This window comes from Micromonospora pallida (assembly GCF_900090325.1).
GTDB lineage: Bacteria > Actinomycetota > Actinomycetes > Mycobacteriales > Micromonosporaceae > Micromonospora > Micromonospora pallida.
The window spans coordinates 1,398,916-1,416,048 of sequence record NZ_FMHW01000002.1; the positions used below are offsets into that span (position 1 = coordinate 1,398,916).

General features: G+C 70.4%; 14 protein-coding genes. 11 read left to right on the forward strand and 3 right to left on the reverse strand.

Translation table 11 applies throughout. The features are described from left to right. Positions 1–26: 26 nt before the first annotated feature. From GA0074692_RS06150 to GA0074692_RS06160, 3 genes are read left to right on the forward strand one after another with little or no spacing between them, the layout of a single operon-like run. Positions 27–1,376: an MFS transporter gene (locus tag GA0074692_RS06150; RefSeq protein WP_091640272.1), complete on the forward strand. Its 1,350-nt coding sequence runs from the start codon at positions 27–29 to the stop codon at positions 1,374–1,376. A gap of 27 nt (positions 1,377–1,403) precedes the next feature. Next, the gene (locus tag GA0074692_RS06155) at positions 1,404–2,432 is read left to right on the forward strand and encodes a zinc-dependent alcohol dehydrogenase (protein ID WP_091640274.1); all 1,029 of its coding nucleotides are present in this window, start codon (positions 1,404–1,406) and stop codon (positions 2,430–2,432) included. Further along, positions 2,429–3,469, forward strand: a complete 1,041-nt coding sequence (locus tag GA0074692_RS06160; protein ID WP_141725181.1) for an aspartate/glutamate racemase family protein — start codon at positions 2,429–2,431, stop codon at positions 3,467–3,469. Before GA0074692_RS06155 ends, GA0074692_RS06160 begins: the two co-directional genes overlap by 4 nt. 130 nt (positions 3,470–3,599) lie before the next feature. Here GA0074692_RS06160 and pepE read toward each other — a convergent pair whose 3' ends face one another. Together pepE and GA0074692_RS06170 are read right to left on the reverse strand one after the other, a co-directional pair. Then, on the reverse strand, positions 3,600–4,340 hold the full coding sequence (gene pepE / locus GA0074692_RS06165) for a dipeptidase PepE (RefSeq protein ID WP_091640278.1): 741 nt from the start codon (positions 4,338–4,340) through the stop codon (positions 3,600–3,602). A gap of 45 nt (positions 4,341–4,385) precedes the next feature. Beyond that, positions 4,386–5,213 (reverse strand): IclR family transcriptional regulator, encoded by an 828-nt coding sequence (locus GA0074692_RS06170; RefSeq protein WP_091640280.1) that lies wholly within the window; start codon positions 5,211–5,213, stop codon positions 4,386–4,388. A 165-nt stretch (positions 5,214–5,378) separates the two neighbouring features. On the opposite strand from GA0074692_RS06170, the gene GA0074692_RS06175 reads away from it, so the two are divergent. The 8 genes from GA0074692_RS06175 (at position 5,379) to GA0074692_RS34570 (ending at position 14,614) form a co-directional block, all read left to right on the forward strand. Continuing rightward, positions 5,379–6,386 carry an ABC transporter permease gene (locus tag GA0074692_RS06175; RefSeq protein ID WP_218106576.1) on the forward strand — a complete coding sequence of 336 codons (1,008 nt, stop codon included), beginning with the start codon at positions 5,379–5,381 and terminating at the stop codon, positions 6,384–6,386. Further along, the gene (locus tag GA0074692_RS06180) at positions 6,379–7,287 is read left to right on the forward strand and encodes an ABC transporter permease (RefSeq protein ID WP_091640285.1); all 909 of its coding nucleotides are present in this window, start codon (positions 6,379–6,381) and stop codon (positions 7,285–7,287) included. The genes GA0074692_RS06175 and GA0074692_RS06180 overlap by 8 nt, the downstream gene beginning before the upstream one ends. Before the next feature lie 73 nt (positions 7,288–7,360). Further along, positions 7,361–8,938: an ABC transporter substrate-binding protein gene (locus GA0074692_RS06185; RefSeq protein ID WP_091640288.1), complete on the forward strand. Its 1,578-nt coding sequence runs from the start codon at positions 7,361–7,363 to the stop codon at positions 8,936–8,938. 27 nt (positions 8,939–8,965) lie between these two features. Further along, positions 8,966–10,360 carry a M20 family metallopeptidase gene (locus tag GA0074692_RS06190; RefSeq protein WP_218106577.1) on the forward strand — a complete coding sequence of 465 codons (1,395 nt, stop codon included), beginning with the start codon at positions 8,966–8,968 and terminating at the stop codon, positions 10,358–10,360. Next, positions 10,357–11,310 carry a DUF1177 domain-containing protein gene (locus tag GA0074692_RS06195; protein WP_218106578.1) on the forward strand — a complete coding sequence of 318 codons (954 nt, stop codon included), beginning with the start codon at positions 10,357–10,359 and terminating at the stop codon, positions 11,308–11,310. The genes GA0074692_RS06190 and GA0074692_RS06195 overlap by 4 nt, the downstream gene beginning before the upstream one ends. A gap of 50 nt (positions 11,311–11,360) precedes the next feature. After that, entirely contained in the window at positions 11,361–13,145 is a 1,785-nt protein-coding gene (locus GA0074692_RS06200; RefSeq protein ID WP_091640291.1) for an ABC transporter ATP-binding protein, read from the forward strand. After that, complete coding sequence (locus GA0074692_RS06205) at positions 13,145–13,846, forward strand: AroM family protein (RefSeq protein ID WP_091640294.1); 702 nt, start codon at positions 13,145–13,147, stop codon at positions 13,844–13,846. Before GA0074692_RS06200 ends, GA0074692_RS06205 begins: the two co-directional genes overlap by 1 nt. Positions 13,847–14,443: 597 nt before the next feature. Then, the gene (locus GA0074692_RS34570; RefSeq protein WP_176738326.1) at positions 14,444–14,614 is read left to right on the forward strand and encodes a hypothetical protein; all 171 of its coding nucleotides are present in this window, start codon (positions 14,444–14,446) and stop codon (positions 14,612–14,614) included. A 350-nt stretch (positions 14,615–14,964) separates the two neighbouring features. On the opposite strand, the gene GA0074692_RS06210 is transcribed toward GA0074692_RS34570, so the two are convergent. After that, on the reverse strand, positions 14,965–17,130 hold the full coding sequence (locus GA0074692_RS06210) for a terpene synthase family protein (RefSeq protein WP_176738327.1): 2,166 nt from the start codon (positions 17,128–17,130) through the stop codon (positions 14,965–14,967). Positions 17,131–17,133 lie beyond the last annotated feature (3 nt).

Sequence of the window (17,133 nt, forward strand, 5' to 3'; positions counted from 1 at the left end):
ACACCGCCCACCACCGGAGGTCCCCCATGGCATCCGCCACCTCACCCCGAACATCGCACCGGAGAGTCCTGACCGCCACCACCGTCGGGACCACCCTGGAATGGTTCGACTTCGCGTTGTACGGCGCCCTCGCGGGCGTCGTGTTCCCCCAGGTCTTCTTTCCCACGTCCACGCCGGCCGTGGCGGTCATCCAGTCGTTCGCGACGTTCGGGGTGGGTTTCCTCGCCCGGCCGCTCGGCGCGGTCGCCTTCGCCAAGATGGCGGACCGGGCCGGCCGGAAGAAGGCCATGGTCGTCTCGCTGACCATGATGGGCGCGGTGTCGCTGGCCATCGCCCTGCTCCCCGGCTACCACTCCATCGGGGTGGCCGCCCCGGCGATCCTCGTCCTGCTGCGCTTCCTACAGGGCTTCTGCCTCGGCGGCGAGGCCAGCTCGGCGCAGGTCATGGCGCTGGAGTACGCGCCGGACGGCCGACGCGGCCTCTTCGGGGCGATGGTGAACTTCGGCAACCCGCTCGGCCAGGTTCTCGTGGCCCTGTTCATGCTCGGCACCGGCGCCCTGCTCGGCGAGACCGTGTTGAACAGTTGGGGCTGGCGGATCCCGTTCGTCATCGGCGCGCTGATCGCGGTCGTCGGCTACTTCATCCGGCGGCACGTCGAGGAGTCACCGGTCTTCGTCGAGGCGAGCCGGATCGGCGCCCAGGCCCGGCGTCCGCTCCGGGAACTGTTCCGCACGCACCGGTCGACGATGATCCGGCTCATCCTGGTCTGGCTCCCGAACACCGCGCTGAGCTACGTCGTCAGCACGTACGCCCTGGCGTACATCGTCAACAGCTTGGGCATGTCCAGCTCGATCACGTTCGGCCTGGTGCTCGTGCTGAACCTCTTCGGCCTCGCGCTGGTGCCGCTCGGCGGGGCGCTGTCCGACCGGTTCGGCCGTACCCGGGTGCTGATGGCCACGATGACCACGTCCCTCATCGGTTCGGTGGCGCTGTTCCCGCTGCTGGACACCAGGAACATCCCGGTCATGCTGCTGGCCATGCTGGTCAGCCAGGGTTCGCAGTTCATGTCGGCCGGTGTGCTGGCCGCCTTCTTCGCCGAGCCGTTCCCGACCGCCGTCCGGTACTCGGGCCACGCCACCGTCTACACCCTGAACAACCTCATCGCCGGCTCCACCGCGCCGTTCGCCGCCGCCCTGCTGCTGTCGTCGACGGGCACCACCTGGAGCATCGTCGGCGTCCTGGTCGGGCTGTACGTCGTCGGCATCGCCGTGCTGGCCACGCTGCCCGAGACCCGGTGGCTGCCGTTCGCCGACAACCACCACGTCACCACGCCCACCCACCCCAAGTCGACCGCTGCCCTGGCCGCGGTGGACTGACCCGACCCCTCGAACGGAGAGTCACCGATGGAAGCTGTGATCAAGACCGGCCCGTACCCGGGTATCGAGGTAGCGGACGTGCCCGAGCCCACCCCGGGGCCCGGGGAGGTGCTCATCGAGGTGGAGGCGGCCTCGGTCTGCGGGACGGACTACACCCTCGCCGACTGGACCGCTGGCGCGGCAGCCTGGGGCCCGTCGTTCCCGCTGACCATGGGTCACGAGTACTGCGGCCGGGTGGTCGCGGTGGGCGAGGGCGTCCAGGCCGTCACGGTCGGTCAGCGCATTGCGGGGGAGTCGCACGTGTGGTGCGGCACCTGCGAGGCGTGTCGCCGGGACGCGCGGCACAACTGCCTGAACATCAGCATCCCCGGCGTGAGCCGCAACGGGGCCTTCGCGCCGCTGCTCGCCGTCCCGGAGACCGCCTGCTTCCCGCTCGCCGACGAGATCGGCCCGGAGGCCGTGCTGTTCGAGTCCGCCGGTGTCGCCATGCACGCCATCCAGCAGGCCGGCGACGTCGCCGGCCGGAGCATCGCCATCACCGGTGCCGGGCCGGTCGGACTGTTCCTCATCGCCGAGCTGCGGGCGCTGGGGGCCGGCGAGGTGCTGGTCCTCGAGCCGAACCCGGCCCGCCGGGAACGCGCGGCGGCGCTCGGCGCCACCACGTTCACCGGTGAGCAGGCCGCCGAGCTGGCCGAGCACGCCCGCCGGATCGGCCCCCTCGGCGGTGTCGAGATCGGCTTCGAGGTGTCCGGGGCGCCCGCCGCGTACGAGGCGATGTTCGGCACGCTCGGCCTGGAGGGCACCCTCGTGTCGGTCGGCCACTCGTCCACGCCGGTCGGTGTGCACATCACCCGGGACGTGAACCTGCGGGTGATCAACTGGAAGGGTGTGTACGGCCGCCGGATCTGGTCGAGCTGGGAGCGGCTTCAGGAACTCGTGCTGTCCGGGCGGGTCGACCTGGCCCCCTTCATCGAGGGCGAGCTGAAGGTCGCGGAGCTGCCGGAGCGGATGGCCGACATCCGGCAACTGCCCGGCAAGGTGGTGGTGCGCCCGTGACGGACCGCACCGACTCCGGTGCCCGGTGGCAGACGTCCTCGGCGGGACGGACGGTCGCGTTCGTCCACACCGTTCCCGGCCTGGCTCCGGTGTTCGAGGACGTTGCCCGGGACCGCGTCGCGGCCGTCACCACCCGGCACATCGTCGACGAGGAGCTGTTCGGTACCGCGACGGCCGAGCCGGGCCTGGCGTTCGACCGGGCGGTGACGACGCTCCAGCGGCACGTCGACTCGGCCGTCGACGGGGGCGCCGACGCGGTGGTCGTCACCTGCTCGACCCTCGGCCCGGCCACGGACGTGGTCGCGGCCACCAGGCAGGTGCCGGTGATCCGCGTCGACCGGCCGATGGCGCGGCGCGCCGTCGGATACCGCCGGGTAGGTCTGCTGGCGACCCTGGAATCCAACCGGGCCGCCAGCCGCGCCGTCATCGAGCGGGTCGCCGCCGAGCAGGGCACCACCGTCGAGGTCGTGGACCGGCTCTGCGACGGCGCCTTCGACCACCTGAAGGCCGGGGACCAGGCCCGGCACGACGAGGCGATCCGTACGGTGGCCGCCGACCTCGCCGGCCAGGTGGACGTGCTGGTCCTGGCGCAGGCGTCGATGGCCAACGCGGCCAGCCTGATCGGGGGGCCGGTGCCGGTGCTCACCAGTCCGGCGGCGGCCGTGGAGGAGGCGGGGGAGGTTCTGGCCCGGGGGCCGCGACCAGGGCCCCCGCTAAAGCGGGAGGTCGGCATCTCCCAGCTTCGGATCTACCGGATCCGGCCGGGGCTGATGGCCGACTGGCTGCCCTTCTTCCACCAGACGCTGGTCCCGCTGCACCACCTCGTCGGCATCCCGGTCCCGGCGGCCTGGGTCAACACCGAGGATCCGGACGAGTTCGTCTGGATTCGGCAGTTCCGGTCCCGGGAGTCGGTCTCCGACCAGGAACGCCAGTTCTTCTCCACCGCGCCCAGGGTGGCGCTCGGCGACGTCCGGGGGCGGTACGTCGAGTCGCTCCAGGTGCGCCTGCTGACCGGTACGGTGTCCGGGGCAGCTTGATCGACTCCATGTCGCCAAAGCTGCGGTGTCCGAGTACGGCGGACACCGCAGCTTTGGCGAAACCGCGCGGCGGACCGGGCCGGGCGCCGGCCGGCTACCGGCCGGGACGGGCACGGCCGAGCGATCGGCCTCAGCCGCCGACGTCGAACGAACCCACCCGCTCGACGAGCCAGGTCACGTCGGTGCCGCTCGGCACCTCAACCGGCTCGGACCCCCGGCAGAACACCCGCCCGCCGGCGCTCACGCCGTCGAGCCGCATCACCCCGTCGCTCACCCGCAGCCAGGTGCCCTCGCGCATGCCGAGCACCGGGACGTCGTTCTCCTCAAGGAACTGGGTGATCCGCTCCTCCCGGGTCTCTCCCTGGTGCGTCGAGGACGGGTCCGGGTCGAGGTAGTGCGGGTTGATCTGGAAGGGCACGAGACCGAAGGTCTCGAACGACGGCGGCGCGACGATGGGCATGTCGTTCGTCGTACGCAGGGTCGGCGTCGCGACGTTGGTGCCGGCGCTCGACCCGAGGTAGGGCATTCCCTCGGCCACCCGGGCGCGGACGACGTCGAGCAGGCCGAGGTCGTGGATCGCCTTGACGAGCCGGAAGGTGTTGCCGCCGCCGACGAAGACCGCCTCGGCGTCGGCGACCAGGTCGCGTGGCGTGCCCTCGTGGGCGCCCCGGACGGCGACGCCGAGTGGCTCCAGGGCCCGTCGGACGGCGTCGGTGTAGCCGTCGTGGTCGGCCAGCGCGAACGGGACGAACACGAGCGAGCGCCGGCCGTCGAGTACCTGGAGGATGGCGTCGCGCGCGTGCTCCAGGTAGGCCCGCCCCGGGGCGGTCGAGTTGGACAGGAGCAGTAGGTTCGGCTGGCCCTGGGGCATTGGTGTCTCCTTGGTGCGGCCGGTCTGGTTCGTCCGGCGCGGCGTTCAGTGGGCTTTTGTCGGCTCGGTCTGCCGGACCGCGACGGCCGAGTTGTTCGCCCGGTTGTCGAGCAGGGCGGAGAGTTGCTCCGCGGCGGTCTGTAGTGCGGGCAGGTGGTCCCGGATGTCGTCCGGACGGGCCGGATACTTGCTCTCGCCGAGGCTGAGCGAGCCGACCGGCCGCCCCCTGAGCATGATGGGTACGGCGAGCGCCCGGGTGGCGTAGTCGTATTCCCCCTCGGAGTAGGCGTAGCCCTGCGCGACCGCCTCGACGAAGAGTCGTTCCAGCTCGTGCTCGTCGGTCCTGGTCAGCTCGGTGAAGGTGGCGAAGACGCGACCGGAAATAAGCGCGCGCCGTTCGTTGCTGTCCAGGAAAGCGAAGTAGGCCCGGGAGGTGGCTCCGGCGTTGGCCGGGTACAGCTCGCCGACCAGTGGGTGACTCCGCAGCGGTCCGCCGCCGTTGACGGCGGCGACGCAGCGGACGTGGAGACCGTCCGGGACGGCGAAGATGGCGGTCCGGTCGGTCTGGAAGGCGAGCGGCTCGAGCACCCGCTGCGCCAGGGCGGCCAGTCCGCCCGTGCGTTCCCAGACGGCGGCCATCCGCCACATGGTCGGTCCGAGGCTGTAGCGCCGGGTCACCGGGTCGGCGCTGAGGAAGCCCCGCGCGGCGAGCGCGGCGAGGATCCGCTGCGCGCTCGACTTGTCGATGGCGAAGGCTTCGGCCAGCTCCAGGACGCCCCAGTCACGACGCCGTTCGGTGAACGACAGCAGGACCTCCAGGGCGCGGTCCACGGTCTGGAGCGGCGAGCGGGGGCGGGCGCCGGTGTCTGACATGGGGCCTCCGGGATGGCTGGGACGAAAGAGAACTTACCGCACCCCGGCCCGCTAGGGATGCCTTCTCATATACAGAGAAAGTATTGCAGGTGGCTGCCGGGCGAGCGAATCCTGGGTGGCGCAAAGGCCAGGTCAGACCCAACGAAGCGCAGATTGGAGGTGGCCGTGAACCACGTGGTGCGACGAGTCCTCGCGATGATCCCGGCACTGTTCGGTGTCGTGCTCTGCATCTTCCTGCTCACTCGCGTCCTGCCCGGTGACCCGGCCCGGACGCTCGCGGGGGAGCAGGCCGACCCGGCGACCGTCGAGAAGATCCGCGCCGACATGGGCCTCGACCAGCCCCTGGTCGCCCAGTTCGTCTCCTACGTGCGCGGCCTCTTCGAGGGGGACTTCGGGTTCGCCTGGCACACCGGGCAACCGGTCCTCACGGACTTCGCCTCCCGACTGCCGGCGACGGTCGAACTCGCCGTCGTGGCGATCCTCATCTCGCTGCTCGTCGGGGTCCCGATCGGGGTGATCAGCGCGACCCGGCGCGACCGGCCCATCGACCACGCCAGCCGCATCTTCTCGCTGGTCGGGGCGTCCATGCCGCTGTTCTGGCTGGCCCTGCTCGTGATCTTCATCTTCTACAACAAGCTCGGCTGGGAGCCGGCTCCGCTGGGCCGCATCGCCCAGGACGTGAACCCGCCGACGTCGATCACCGGTTTCTACGTCCTCGACTCGCTGATGACCGGTGACTTCGTCGCGCTCAAGTCGGCGCTGGCTCACATCATCTGGCCGGCCATGTGTCTCGCCACCGGAAGCACGGCGATCATCGCCCGGATGACCCGGTCCGAGATGCTCGAGGTGATCAACCAGGACTACGTGCGCACCGCCCGATCCAAGGGCCTGCCGCCGGCCAAGGTCATCCTCAAGCACGCGCTGAAGAACGCCGCCCCGGTCATCGTGACCGTCGTCGGCCTCCAGTTCGGCCAGCTCCTCGGCGGTGCGGTCATCACCGAGACGGTCTTCAGCTGGCCCGGCATCGGCGCCTACGTCGTCCAGTCCGTGCTCGCCACCGACTACGCGCCGGTGCAGGCCTTCACGCTGCTCGCCGCGGTCGTCTACCTGACCGTCAACCTCTGCGTCGACCTGTTCAACGCCCGCCTGGACCCGAGGATCGAGAATGCCTGACACCACCGTGTCCGCCACCGCGCCGGGCCGCCCGGTCGCGTCGGCCGACCAGGCGAGGTCGCGGCCCACGACCGCCTGGCGACTGCTGGTCCGCAACCGTCTGGCGATGGTCGGTCTCGTCTTCATCGCGATCTGGACCATCGGCGCGCTGCTGGCCAACCTGCTGCCGTACTCGCCCACCGAGACCGGCGTCGGCGGGCTCCTCGAGCCGCCCTCCAGCGAACACCTCTTCGGTACGGACAACTTCGGCCGCGACATCCTCGCCCGGGTGCTCGCCGGCGGGCGGATCTCGCTCTGGACCGGCCTCATCGCCGTCGGGATCTCGCTGCTCATCGGTGTCCCGATCGGCGCCATCTCCGGCTTCGTCGGCGGCGCGGTGAGCACGGTGCTCATGCGGGTGATGGACGTGCTGCTCGCGTTCCCGTCGCTCGTCCTGGCCATGGCCATCGCCGCCGCGCTCGGCCCGGGCCTGGCCAGCGCGATGGTCGCGGTGGGCGTCGTCGGTATCCCCGAGTTCGCCCGCATCGTCTACAGCCAGACCCGCTCGCTGCGGGAGCGCGACTTCGTCGAGGCGGGACGCGCCCTGGGCCTGCGGGACCGGACGATCCTCATCCGCCACATCGTCCCGAACACCGTCGCGCCGATCCTCGTCCGAGCGACCCTCGGCATGGGTTACGCGATCCTCACGGCCGCCTCGCTCAGCTTCATCGGCCTCGGCGCGCAGCCGCCGACGCCGGAGTGGGGCGTGATGATCTCGGACGGCCGTGGCTACATCATCAGCGGCGAGTGGTGGATGACCCTCTTCCCGGGCATCGCCATCGCCACCTCGATTCTCGGCTTCAACCTCATCGGCGACGGCCTTCGTGACGTCCTCGACCCGCGCCTGCGGACGAGCCGATGACCCGGTGCGGACCTGTCACGGACGCCAGCCCATCCGCCCAATCAACCCCCACCCTGATCCGAAGGAGAACAGCGTGAAGCGCAGCGCCACCCTGGCCGCCGCGGTCGCCGCCACCTTCCTTGCCGCCGGCTGTGGAGCCAACGCCAACCAGGGCGGTTCCTCGCAGGCCGATGGGGCCGGCAAGGACACCCTCGTGGTCGCCTACTCGGAGGGCGGCAAGACCCTCAACCCCGCCGAGGCGAACGACGTCACCTCCGACACGTTCGTCGTGGCCGCCTACGACCAGCTCGTCACGTACGACCGCACGACGGTGGACGGCAAGCCGACCGCCAAGACGGACACCATCGTGCCGATGCTGGCGGAGAAGTGGGAGGCGAGCCCCGACTCGAAGAGCTACACCTTCACCCTGCGGCAGGGCGTGAAGTTCGAGGACGGCTCGCCCCTGGACTCCGACGACGTCGTCAAGTCGTTCGACTTCATCAAGAAGTCGAGCTCGGCGAGCTTCCTCTACGGTATGGCCGGTATCTCCACCGTGACCGCGGTCGACCCGCAGACGGTGAAGATCGACCTCACCGCGCCGAACCACCTCTTCCTCCAGATCCTGCCGATGTACTCGTTCTCGATCATCAACATCGACAAGGTCAACGCCGAGGGCGGCGCCAAGTGGCTCGACACGAACACCGCCGGCTCCGGCCCCTACCAGCTGAAGAAGTGGGACCCGGCGACCGAGGCCGTGCTCGAGCGCAAGGACGACTACTGGGGTGAGAAGCCGGCCCTGCGCACCATCAACACCAAGTTCATCGGCGAGGCGAGCAACCGCGTCCAGCTCCTCAGCAAGGGCGAGGTCGACGTGGCGCTCGAGGTGCCGGCGAAGGACGTCGACGCCCTGTCGAAGCAGTCCGGCGTCACCATCGACTCCCGGGCCAGCAACAAGGTCCTCTTCTTCGGGATGAACAACCAGATCAAGCCGTTCGACAACCCGAAGGTCCGGCAGGCCGTCTCGTACGCGATCCCGTACGAGAAGCTCGTCAACGACGTCATGAAGGGCCAGGCGTCCCCGATGCGCTCGTCGGTGGCCAGCTCGACCCCGGGCTTCAGCGACGCCGGCTACGTCTACTCGTACGACCTGGACAAGGCCAAGTCGCTGCTCGCCGAGGCCGGCTACCCGAACGGCTTCAGCTTCGACTTCACCCTCGGTAGCGGCTTCCAGGACTGGTCGGACGACGCCGTCCTCATCCAGGCCGAGCTGGCGAAGATCGGCGTGAAGATGAACATCAAGAACATGGCGCGGCCGCAGTTCCTCGAGGCGCTCGCGACGAACAAGGTGCAGAGCTACATCACCCGCTGGACCTCCTTCGTCAACGACCCGGGCTACCACCTCGGCCTGCTGCTGACCAGCGACGGCACGAGCAACTACGCCAACTTCCACAACGCCGAGGTCGACAACCTCTGGAAGAAGGCCGCGACCGAGCCCGACCAGAAGGTCCGCAACGACCTGTACGGCAAGGCGCAGGAGATCATCAACACCCAGGCGCCGTGGGCGTACCTGTACGAGTACAACATCGTCGTCGCACAGCGCGAGGGCGTGCAGGGGTACACCTCGTACCCCGACGGGATCATCCGCTACTTCCAGATGAGCAACAAGGGCTGACGCAGGGGAGGCGTGCCGCCGCGCCCGGTGGCACGCCTCCTCCCCGCCCTGCTCGTCAATCCCACCCCTGCGGGCGAAGACCACACCTGGAGCCGACGTGACCACCACACCCCCGACTGGGAGACCCGCGTCCTCGACGAGATCGAGCGCACCCGGGACGAACTGCTGACGCTCGCCGGAGACCTCATCCGGATCCCGAGCGAGAACCCTCCGGGGGACTGCACGGACGTCGGCAACTTCATCGCCGACCACCTGCGCGCCGCTGGCCTCGACCCCGAGGTCCACGACGCCGGAGATGGTCGCCTCAGCGTCGTCGTCCACCGTGCTGCGAGCAACGCCGCGGTGGACGACGACTCCAACTCGGCGCGGCATCTGGTGCTCGCCGGTCACACCGACGTCGTCCCCGTCGGTGACCTGAACCGTTGGACGTTCCCCCCGTTCGCGGGGGACATCGTCGACGGTTACCTCCGTGGGCGCGGGGCAAGCGACATGAAGGCCGGCCTCGCCGGGGTCATCCACACGCTCGTCGTCCTGCACCGCCTCGGTGTCCCGCTGGCCGGGAAGCTGTCGCTCGCGGCGGTCCCGGACGAGGAGCAGGGCGGTTCGCGCGGCGCGGACTGGCTCCTCGACCAGGGCGTCCTCGACGGCGCGACCGGCGCGATCATCGCCGAGCCCGCCGAGCGTACGCACCCGACGATCGGCCAGAAGGGCAGCAACTGGTTCCGGATGACGATCGACGGCAAGCCGGGGCACGGCAGCCTCCAGCCGCTGCACGGCGTCAACGCGAACCTCCTCGCGGCCAAGGCCGTCATCGCCCTGCAACAGCTCTGGGACATGAAGCCGGCGCCGCCGGCGGACGTCGTCGACCTCATCGAGCGGTCGAAGACGTTCGCCGAGGAGCGCGAGGGCTACGCCCCCGGCATCGGCGCCGTCTTCGAGCACGTCACCGTCAACATCGGCACGATCCACGGCGGCACGTCGTCCAACGTCGTCGCGGACCGGTGCGTGGTCGACGTCGACACCCGGGTGCCGATCGGGTTGTCCCGGGCCGAGGTCCTGGCCCGGGTCCAGGAACTGCTCGCCGAGGCGGGCGTCGAGGCGACGATCGAGCCGACCGGCTTCCGCAGCGAGCCGAACTGGACGCTGCCGAGCGACCCGATCGTGGCCGAACTCGTCGCCGCCCTGCGCGAGCTGACCGGGGACCCCACCACGGAGGGGGTGCTCCAGTGGGCCTCCTCCGACGCCCGCACCTTCCGCAGCCACGGCATCCCGGTGCTCCAGTACGGGCCGGCGGAGCTGGCCACCATCCACGGCTTCGACGAGAAGGCGCCCGCCGCCGACGTCGTCCTCGCCGCGAAGACCTACGCCCTGACCACCCTCCGGTACCTCGGCGTCGCCGAGACCGCTGTCGAAAGCGAATGATCGTGCTGTCCCACGTGCTCACCGTCCTCGACCTGCTCGACCGTCCCGACGCCTCGGGCAAACTCGTCGCCGAGCACCTGCGCACCCTCGGCGACGACGCATGCTCGATCGTCGTCGAGACGGTGGCCGGCGAGAAGGGTTCGACCGACTTCATCCAGGTCACCGTCCCGGGCAGCCGCGGCAAGACCGTCGGCGGCGACGCCCCGACGCTCGGTGTCGTCGGCCGTCTCGGCGGTCTCGGCGCCCGGCCGGAACTCATCGGCTACGTGTCCGACGGTGACGGGGCGACCGCCGCCATCGCCACCGCCGCCAAGCTCCTCGCGATGCACGCCCGGGGCGACATCCTGCCCGGCGACGTCGTCATCTCGACCCACATCTGCCCGGACGCGCCGACCCGGCCGCACGACCCGGTGCCCTTCATGGACTCGCCCGTCGACATCACCGCGATGAACGAGCACGAGGTCACCTCCGAGATGGACGCCGTCCTGTCCATCGACACCACCAAGGGCAACCGCATCGTCAACCACCGGGGCATCGCCATCTCCCCGACGGTCCGCGCCGGCTACATCCTCCCCACCAGCGCCGACCTGGTCAGCGTCCTGGAGACCGTGTCGGGTGAGCCGGCCGTCGTCTTCGCGCTGTCCACCCAGGACATCACCCCGTACGGCAACGGCCTGCACCACATCAACTCGATCCTCCAGCCGGCCGTCGCGACGGCCGCGCCGGTCGTCGGGGTCGCCATCACGACGGTGACGCCCGTCGCCGGCTGCGCCACCGGCGCGAGCCACGAGGTCGACATCGCCCTGGCCGCGCGTTTCTCCGTCGAGGTCGCCAAGGGCTTCACCGGGGGCGCGGTGTCCTTCTACGACGAGGGCCAGGCGACGCTCCTGGAGAACCTCTACGGCTCGGCCACCCACCTCCAGACGAGCGGAACTCCCACGTCCGCCTGAGCGGGCGCGGGCGGCGAGCTCACGCGGCACACGGAACAAGGAGCACGGACATGGCTGACACCCTGCTGTCGATCGAGAACCTGTCGATCCGCATCGACACGTCCCGTGGCCCGATCCACCCCGTCCGGAACCTCGACCTGACCATCTCGCGCGGCGAGATGGTCGGGCTGGTCGGCGAGTCGGGCTCGGGCAAGAGCGTCACCGCCATGTCGATCACGGGGCTGCTCCCGGCGCGGCAGGCGCGTATCACCGGCGGGCACATCCGCTTCGACGGGCGCGACCTCGCCGCGCTGTCCGACCGGCAGATGCGCCGGATCCGGGGCAAGGACATCGCCACGATCTTCCAGGAGCCGATGACCGCGCTGAACCCGGTGTTCACCATCCGCGACCAGCTCACCGAGCCGCTGCGCCAGCACATGCGCCTCGGCCGGCGACAGGCGATGGACCGGGCCGGCCACCTGCTCGACATGGTGGGCATCCGCGACACCGCCCGCGTCCTCGCCGGATACCCGCACGAACTGTCCGGCGGGATGCGCCAGCGGGTCATGATCGCCATGGCCATGGCGTGCGAGCCGAAGCTGCTCATCGCCGACGAGCCGACGACCGCGCTCGACGTGACCACCCAGTTGCAGATCCTCGACCTCATCATGGACCTGCAGGAGCAGCACGGCACAGCCGTCCTGCTCATCACGCACGACCTCGGGGTCGTCGCCCAGACCTGCCAGCGGGTCGCCGTGATGTACGGCGGTGAGTTGCAGGAGACGGCGACGACCGAGCAGCTCTTCGCCGCGCCCCAGGCCGACTACACCAAGCGGCTGCTCAGCTTCATCCCCTCCGCCCACGCGCACGTCGTCGAGGCGGTCGAGGCGCTCGCCGAAGAGGGCACGGCGGGTGACGCTTCGACACCGGTTCCCGTCGAGGGAGACCCGGCCGCCCCCACCGAGGCAGCCGACGACGACGCGCCGGTGCTGCTCGAGGTGACCGACCTGACGAAGGTCTTCACCGGGCGCCGTCGCCGGCTGGGACGTCCGGCGGAGGTCGTCCGAGCCGTCGACGGCGTCTCCTTCCGGGTGCGTCGGGGCCGCACGCTCGCCATCGTGGGCGAGTCCGGATCGGGCAAGTCGACGACCGGGCGTGCCCTGCTGCGCCTGCACGAGCCGACGTCGGGGGCGGTCACCTTCAACGGGGCCGACCTGCTCGCGGCGAGCGACGACGAGATGCGTCGGCTCCGCTCGGAGATGCAGATCGTCTTCCAGGACACGTACGCCTCGCTCGACCCACGGTGGACGATCCACCGGGCCCTCGCCGAGCCGCTGCGCCTGCACACGGACCTCGACGACGCGGCGATCCGCGCCCGCATCGTCGAGGTGCTCAAGACCGTCGGCCTGGGGGAGGACGCCATCGACCGCTTCCCGCACGAGTTCTCCGGTGGCCAGCGTCAGCGGATCGGCATCGCGCGGGCCCTCATCCTCAACCCGAGCCTGGTCGTCTGCGACGAGCCCGTGTCGGCGCTCGACGTGTCGGTGCAGGCACAGGTGCTCGACCTGATGAAGCAGTTGCAGAAGGACCTCGGACTCACCTACGTCTTCATCTCGCACGACCTCTCCGTGGTCGAGATGATGGCCGACGAGATCGTCGTGATGAGCCAGGGCCGCGTCGTCGAGCAGGGCACCGTCGAGGAGATCTTCACCAGGCCGCAGCACCCGTACACCAAGGCGCTGCTCGCCGCGATCCCGGTCGCCGACCCCACCGCGCGGGTCGACCGGGCCGTACGACGCAGCATCGTCGAGCGCGGCGTCGCCGCCGCCGACCTACCCGAGAAGGTGGCAGCCTGATGTCCGAAACGGTACGTCGCGGGCGGCCGAGGCTCGGTCTCGTCACGATCGGCCAGGCGCCCCGTGTCGACCTGATCCCCGACGTCGAGATCGCCCTCTCCGCCGTCGACTGGGTCGAACACGGCGCGCTGGACCTCCTCGACGCGGACGGCATCGCCCGGCTCGAACCACGCGGCGGGGAACGTACCCTGGTCTCCCGCCTGCGGGACGGCTCGCGCGCCCGGCTCGGGGCGACGAGCATCGCCCCGGCCCTCGACGACGCCATCCGGCGGTGCGTGGCCGACGACTGCGGCGCCGTCCTCGTGCTGTGCACCGGCCGCGTCGAGCACGGCCCGGCGTCGGTGCCGGTGCTCCACGCGGAGGAACTCGCCCACGAACTCATGGCGGAACTCGTCGGTACGGGGCGCCTGGGCGTGCTGTGCCCCATGCCGGAACAGTTGGCGGACATCCGGGAACGATGGTCAGAACGCCTGGGCCGTCCGGTCGTCGCGGCGGCCGTGGACCCGTACACGGCCGGACTCGACGAGGTGGCCGCCGCCGGCCGGGAGGTCGCCGCCGGCGGAGCCGACCTGGTCTTCCTCGACTGCATCGGCTACACGGGACAGCAGCGAAGCGTGCTCGCCGCCGAGGGCATCCGGGCCGAGACCGCCCGCCACCTCGCGGTGACGGGCGCGATAGCTCACCTGTCTTCCCCGTCGTGAGCTGACCACGAACGTTCGCCGGGTTGGTCGAGTTCCGAAGACGGAGCGGCACGCCCCACGGGTCCGGGTAGGTCCCGACTCCGTCGCACCACAGGTCAGGAGCCGACCGGCCCGGGGGGAACCGCCGTCGTACCGGGCGCCAGCGAAGGTGGACAGTGCGGCGCGGACCCCCTCCACGGGGAAGCCGGTGAGACGTAAGCTGTGTCTGCCCTGGTCCTGCCGCCAGAGTTTCCTCAGCACCGCGTGACGGGCCAGAGCCGATGAGCCGGCGAGGCCGACCATCAGGGTTGGGGTCCGGCCCAGGTCGACGACATCGACGGTGGCGACGTCACTCCACGGGATGGTGACCTGCTCGTCCTTGTCCTGCCCCACGGTGACGAGCAGCCCGCGACCGTCGATGAGCAGGCGAGGATAGCGCTGGAACGCGTTCGTGGCGATCGCGATGCTCTTGGCGAAGAAGTAGGCTGAGGCCATCGCCGTTCCCAGGACGATGAGAAAGCCGATCGCCTCGGTCATGGCGGAGGCGTCCTCGGGCAACGCCAACCGTCGGTCGGTCGAGTCGATGAAGCCCCAGCCGAAGAGCAGCAGGAGGCCGACGTGGGTGGCGAAGTCGGCACCGTGGTGCACGGCCGTGGCGCGGAACTCCCCGCTGACCTGCATGGCCGGTTGCGCTGTAGGTACGGTCCGGGAGCCGGATTCCTGTCGCCTGCCGGCAAAGGGCAGGAGGAGGCCGAGCAGGCCGGTGACGGCACCGGCGACGCCGAGTAGGATCTCGAACTTCTCGTTCCCCACCACGACCCAGACGACCGCGATGACTGCCAGGCCGGCGGCGAGGATTGCCCACACCGCTCCCCATGACAACCTTCCTCGGGTCACGCTGCGCCTCCAGGCTGGACCGACAGCTCCCGCATCAATGTAGGGCATGGCCCCTCACACCGAATGCCGTCATGATCGACAGCCAGGCCGCGTGGTGCGTTGTCGACCCCGACAGGGCGGTGCGCGCCGCCCTCATGCAGGCATGCCGTCGTCCCGGCGTTCGCTTCGCCTGTCAGGCCAGTGTCGAAAGTCGACTTCGAAGCGAACGCCGGGACGTCGGCACCAAGCAGGTCGTACCGTTCCTATGTGGTATGTACTCGGCCACGGGACAGCAGGTCCCGGACCGGCGAAGGGCCGATCGACGGGTGGAACCGGGCGGCGAGTGGACCGGGCGCGTAGCGGGCGCACGCGCGGTGCCACTCGAGGATTCCGGACAGCCAGTCCTTGAGCTGGTCCGCGTAGCAGACCAGTGCCTCGCGGGTCGGACCGTCGAGCCGTTGAAGCTCGAAGAACGCCGGCATCTCCACCGCCATGAGGTGTTCGATCTGCCGCATCCGGTCGTGCATCAACCGGGCCACCAGGTCACGGGCGGTCAGCCGGGGACAACCGAGGAAACGCTCCAGGACGAAGACCATGTTGTGGATCTCGTCCTCGTACTGGATCTCCTTCTGGTAGCTGAACAGGTCGTTGGTGAAGCACGCGTAGTCCTGGGCGGCGTTCGTGAGCTGCCGCATCACCCGGGTGTCGAAGAGTTCCGCCGGCAGCGACGTGGCCAGCCGTAGTCGGGCGAGGCTCGCCGTCAGGTCCGAACCGAACGTGGCGCGGCGCATCTCGACGTAGTCCACCGGGTCGGGGATCCGGTGCTGCATCTCGTTCGTCAGCTCCCACATCCACGCCGAGGTCATGGCCTCCACGTCCGTGCGGAACTGTCGCCGGGCGTCCGGCCGCATCGGGCCGGCGGTACGCCGCCACAGGTCGGCGAGGCCGGCCTCCAGCGGCGAGGTGGGTGGTGGTGGCGGGCCGTCCAGCGGCATGAACAGCGAGAGCCGTGCGGTCGCCACCTTGGCGCCGACGAAGTCGCCGACCCGTCCCCACTGCACCGCGTAGAGGTCATCGCCGTAGGTGCCCCAGGCCAGCCAGTCGGTGGACACGTCGAGCTGCTCGGGGGTCGCGTCCGCGGCGATCATCGCGGCGCAGTAGGCGAAGTCGAAGCCGGCGAAGAGCTTCGCGTCCCACATGCGGCGCCCGGCGACCGGCGCGAACATCCCCATCGCCGCCGCCCACTCGGCACCGTGCCGCCGGGCGGCCGCGAGGTGCGGGCTCACCCGCAACCGGAACGGCATGTACACCTCGGGCAGGGGGAGGTGCCCGACGTGCCGGTCGGCGAGCACGTGGTCGTGCGCGGCGACGCGCCGGCCGAGCCCGGACGCGGCGAGCGAGTACGGCACGGCCACCCCCGGTACGAGCACCGGCCGCCTGGTGACCTTCGTGTAGCGGCTGGACCGGGCGTGCCACTCGTGGCCGCCGGCCTGCCAGTCCTGCAACGCCTGCGCGTACCGGGACACGGCGAGCTGCTCGTCCGGCGGCGTGCCGTGCTCGGCGAAGAGCAGCGGGATCTCGGTGAGGGCGGTGTGCTCGTACTGCTGGAGTCGGGAGGTGAGCAGCTCGCCGACGAGGTCCGCGGCGCGCTGCGTGGGCACGTCGAGGAACTGCTCGAACGCCAGCACGGCGTTCGCGTTCTCGCCCTCGCGGGTCACCTCCCGCTCGTACGAGAACAGGTCGTTGCGCAGGTGTACGGCGTCGGAGAAGGTGTCCCGCAGCACCCGTAGCGGCCGGGTCGCCGCCAGTGTCGCCGGGACCTCGCTGCCGATCGCCACCTCGACGAGGTTCGCCGACCACGGCGCGCCGCCGACGCGCCGGCGCATCTCGATGTACTCGATGGGGTTCGCGACCCGGTGCCGGGAGATGTTGTCCAGCTCCCACAGCGACTCCACCATCAGGTTGTGGGTGCTGGTGACGAACCGCTGCCGCCAGCAGTCCGACATCACCGGCACGGTACGGGCCCAGAGGTCGGCCAGCCCCGCCTCGGCCGGGTTCTCCGGGGCCCGGGTCGGCGAACCCATGAACTCCTCGAGGCGTTCGAGGTGCCGTCGGCCGCCCTCGATGTCCTGTCCCTGCTTGAACAGTTCGAGGAAGTGGTCGTCGAAGAAGAACACCCAGACGTACCAGTCGGTGATCAGATCGAGGGTCGGCGCGTCGCAGTCCGGGTGGGTGTACGCGCACATCAGCGCGTAGTCGTGCGCGGCGAGGTCGGCCTCGTCCCAGACCAGGTTGCCGGACGGCGCGCGGTAGTCCAGCATGCCCATCTGCCGGGCCCACGCGGTGGAGTGCTCCCGGGCGTGCTGCTCGTGCGGGTTCCGTCGGGCCGGATGCGGCAGGTAGAAGTCGGGCAGCGTGAAGGCGGGCATCGG

What these genes read in the sequence shown, in the direction of transcription:
- GA0074692_RS06150 (WP_091640272.1), top strand. Translation starts at nt 27, where the DNA reads ATGGCATCCGCCACCTCACCCCGAACATCGCACCGGAGAGTCCTGACC.
- GA0074692_RS06195 (WP_218106578.1), top strand. Translation starts at nt 10,357, where the DNA reads ATGATCGTGCTGTCCCACGTGCTCACCGTCCTCGACCTGCTCGACCGT.
- GA0074692_RS06205 (WP_091640294.1), top strand. Translation starts at nt 13,145, where the DNA reads ATGTCCGAAACGGTACGTCGCGGGCGGCCGAGGCTCGGTCTCGTCACG.
- GA0074692_RS06155 (WP_091640274.1), top strand. Translation starts at nt 1,404, where the DNA reads ATGGAAGCTGTGATCAAGACCGGCCCGTACCCGGGTATCGAGGTAGCG.
- pepE (WP_091640278.1), bottom strand. Translation starts at nt 4,340, where the DNA reads ATGCCCCAGGGCCAGCCGAACCTACTGCTCCTGTCCAACTCGACCGCC.
- GA0074692_RS06210 (WP_176738327.1), bottom strand. Translation starts at nt 17,130, where the DNA reads ATGCCCGCCTTCACGCTGCCCGACTTCTACCTGCCGCATCCGGCCCGA.
- GA0074692_RS06170 (WP_091640280.1), bottom strand. Translation starts at nt 5,213, where the DNA reads ATGTCAGACACCGGCGCCCGCCCCCGCTCGCCGCTCCAGACCGTGGAC.
- GA0074692_RS06200 (WP_091640291.1), top strand. Translation starts at nt 11,361, where the DNA reads ATGGCTGACACCCTGCTGTCGATCGAGAACCTGTCGATCCGCATCGAC.
- GA0074692_RS06180 (WP_091640285.1), top strand. Translation starts at nt 6,379, where the DNA reads ATGCCTGACACCACCGTGTCCGCCACCGCGCCGGGCCGCCCGGTCGCG.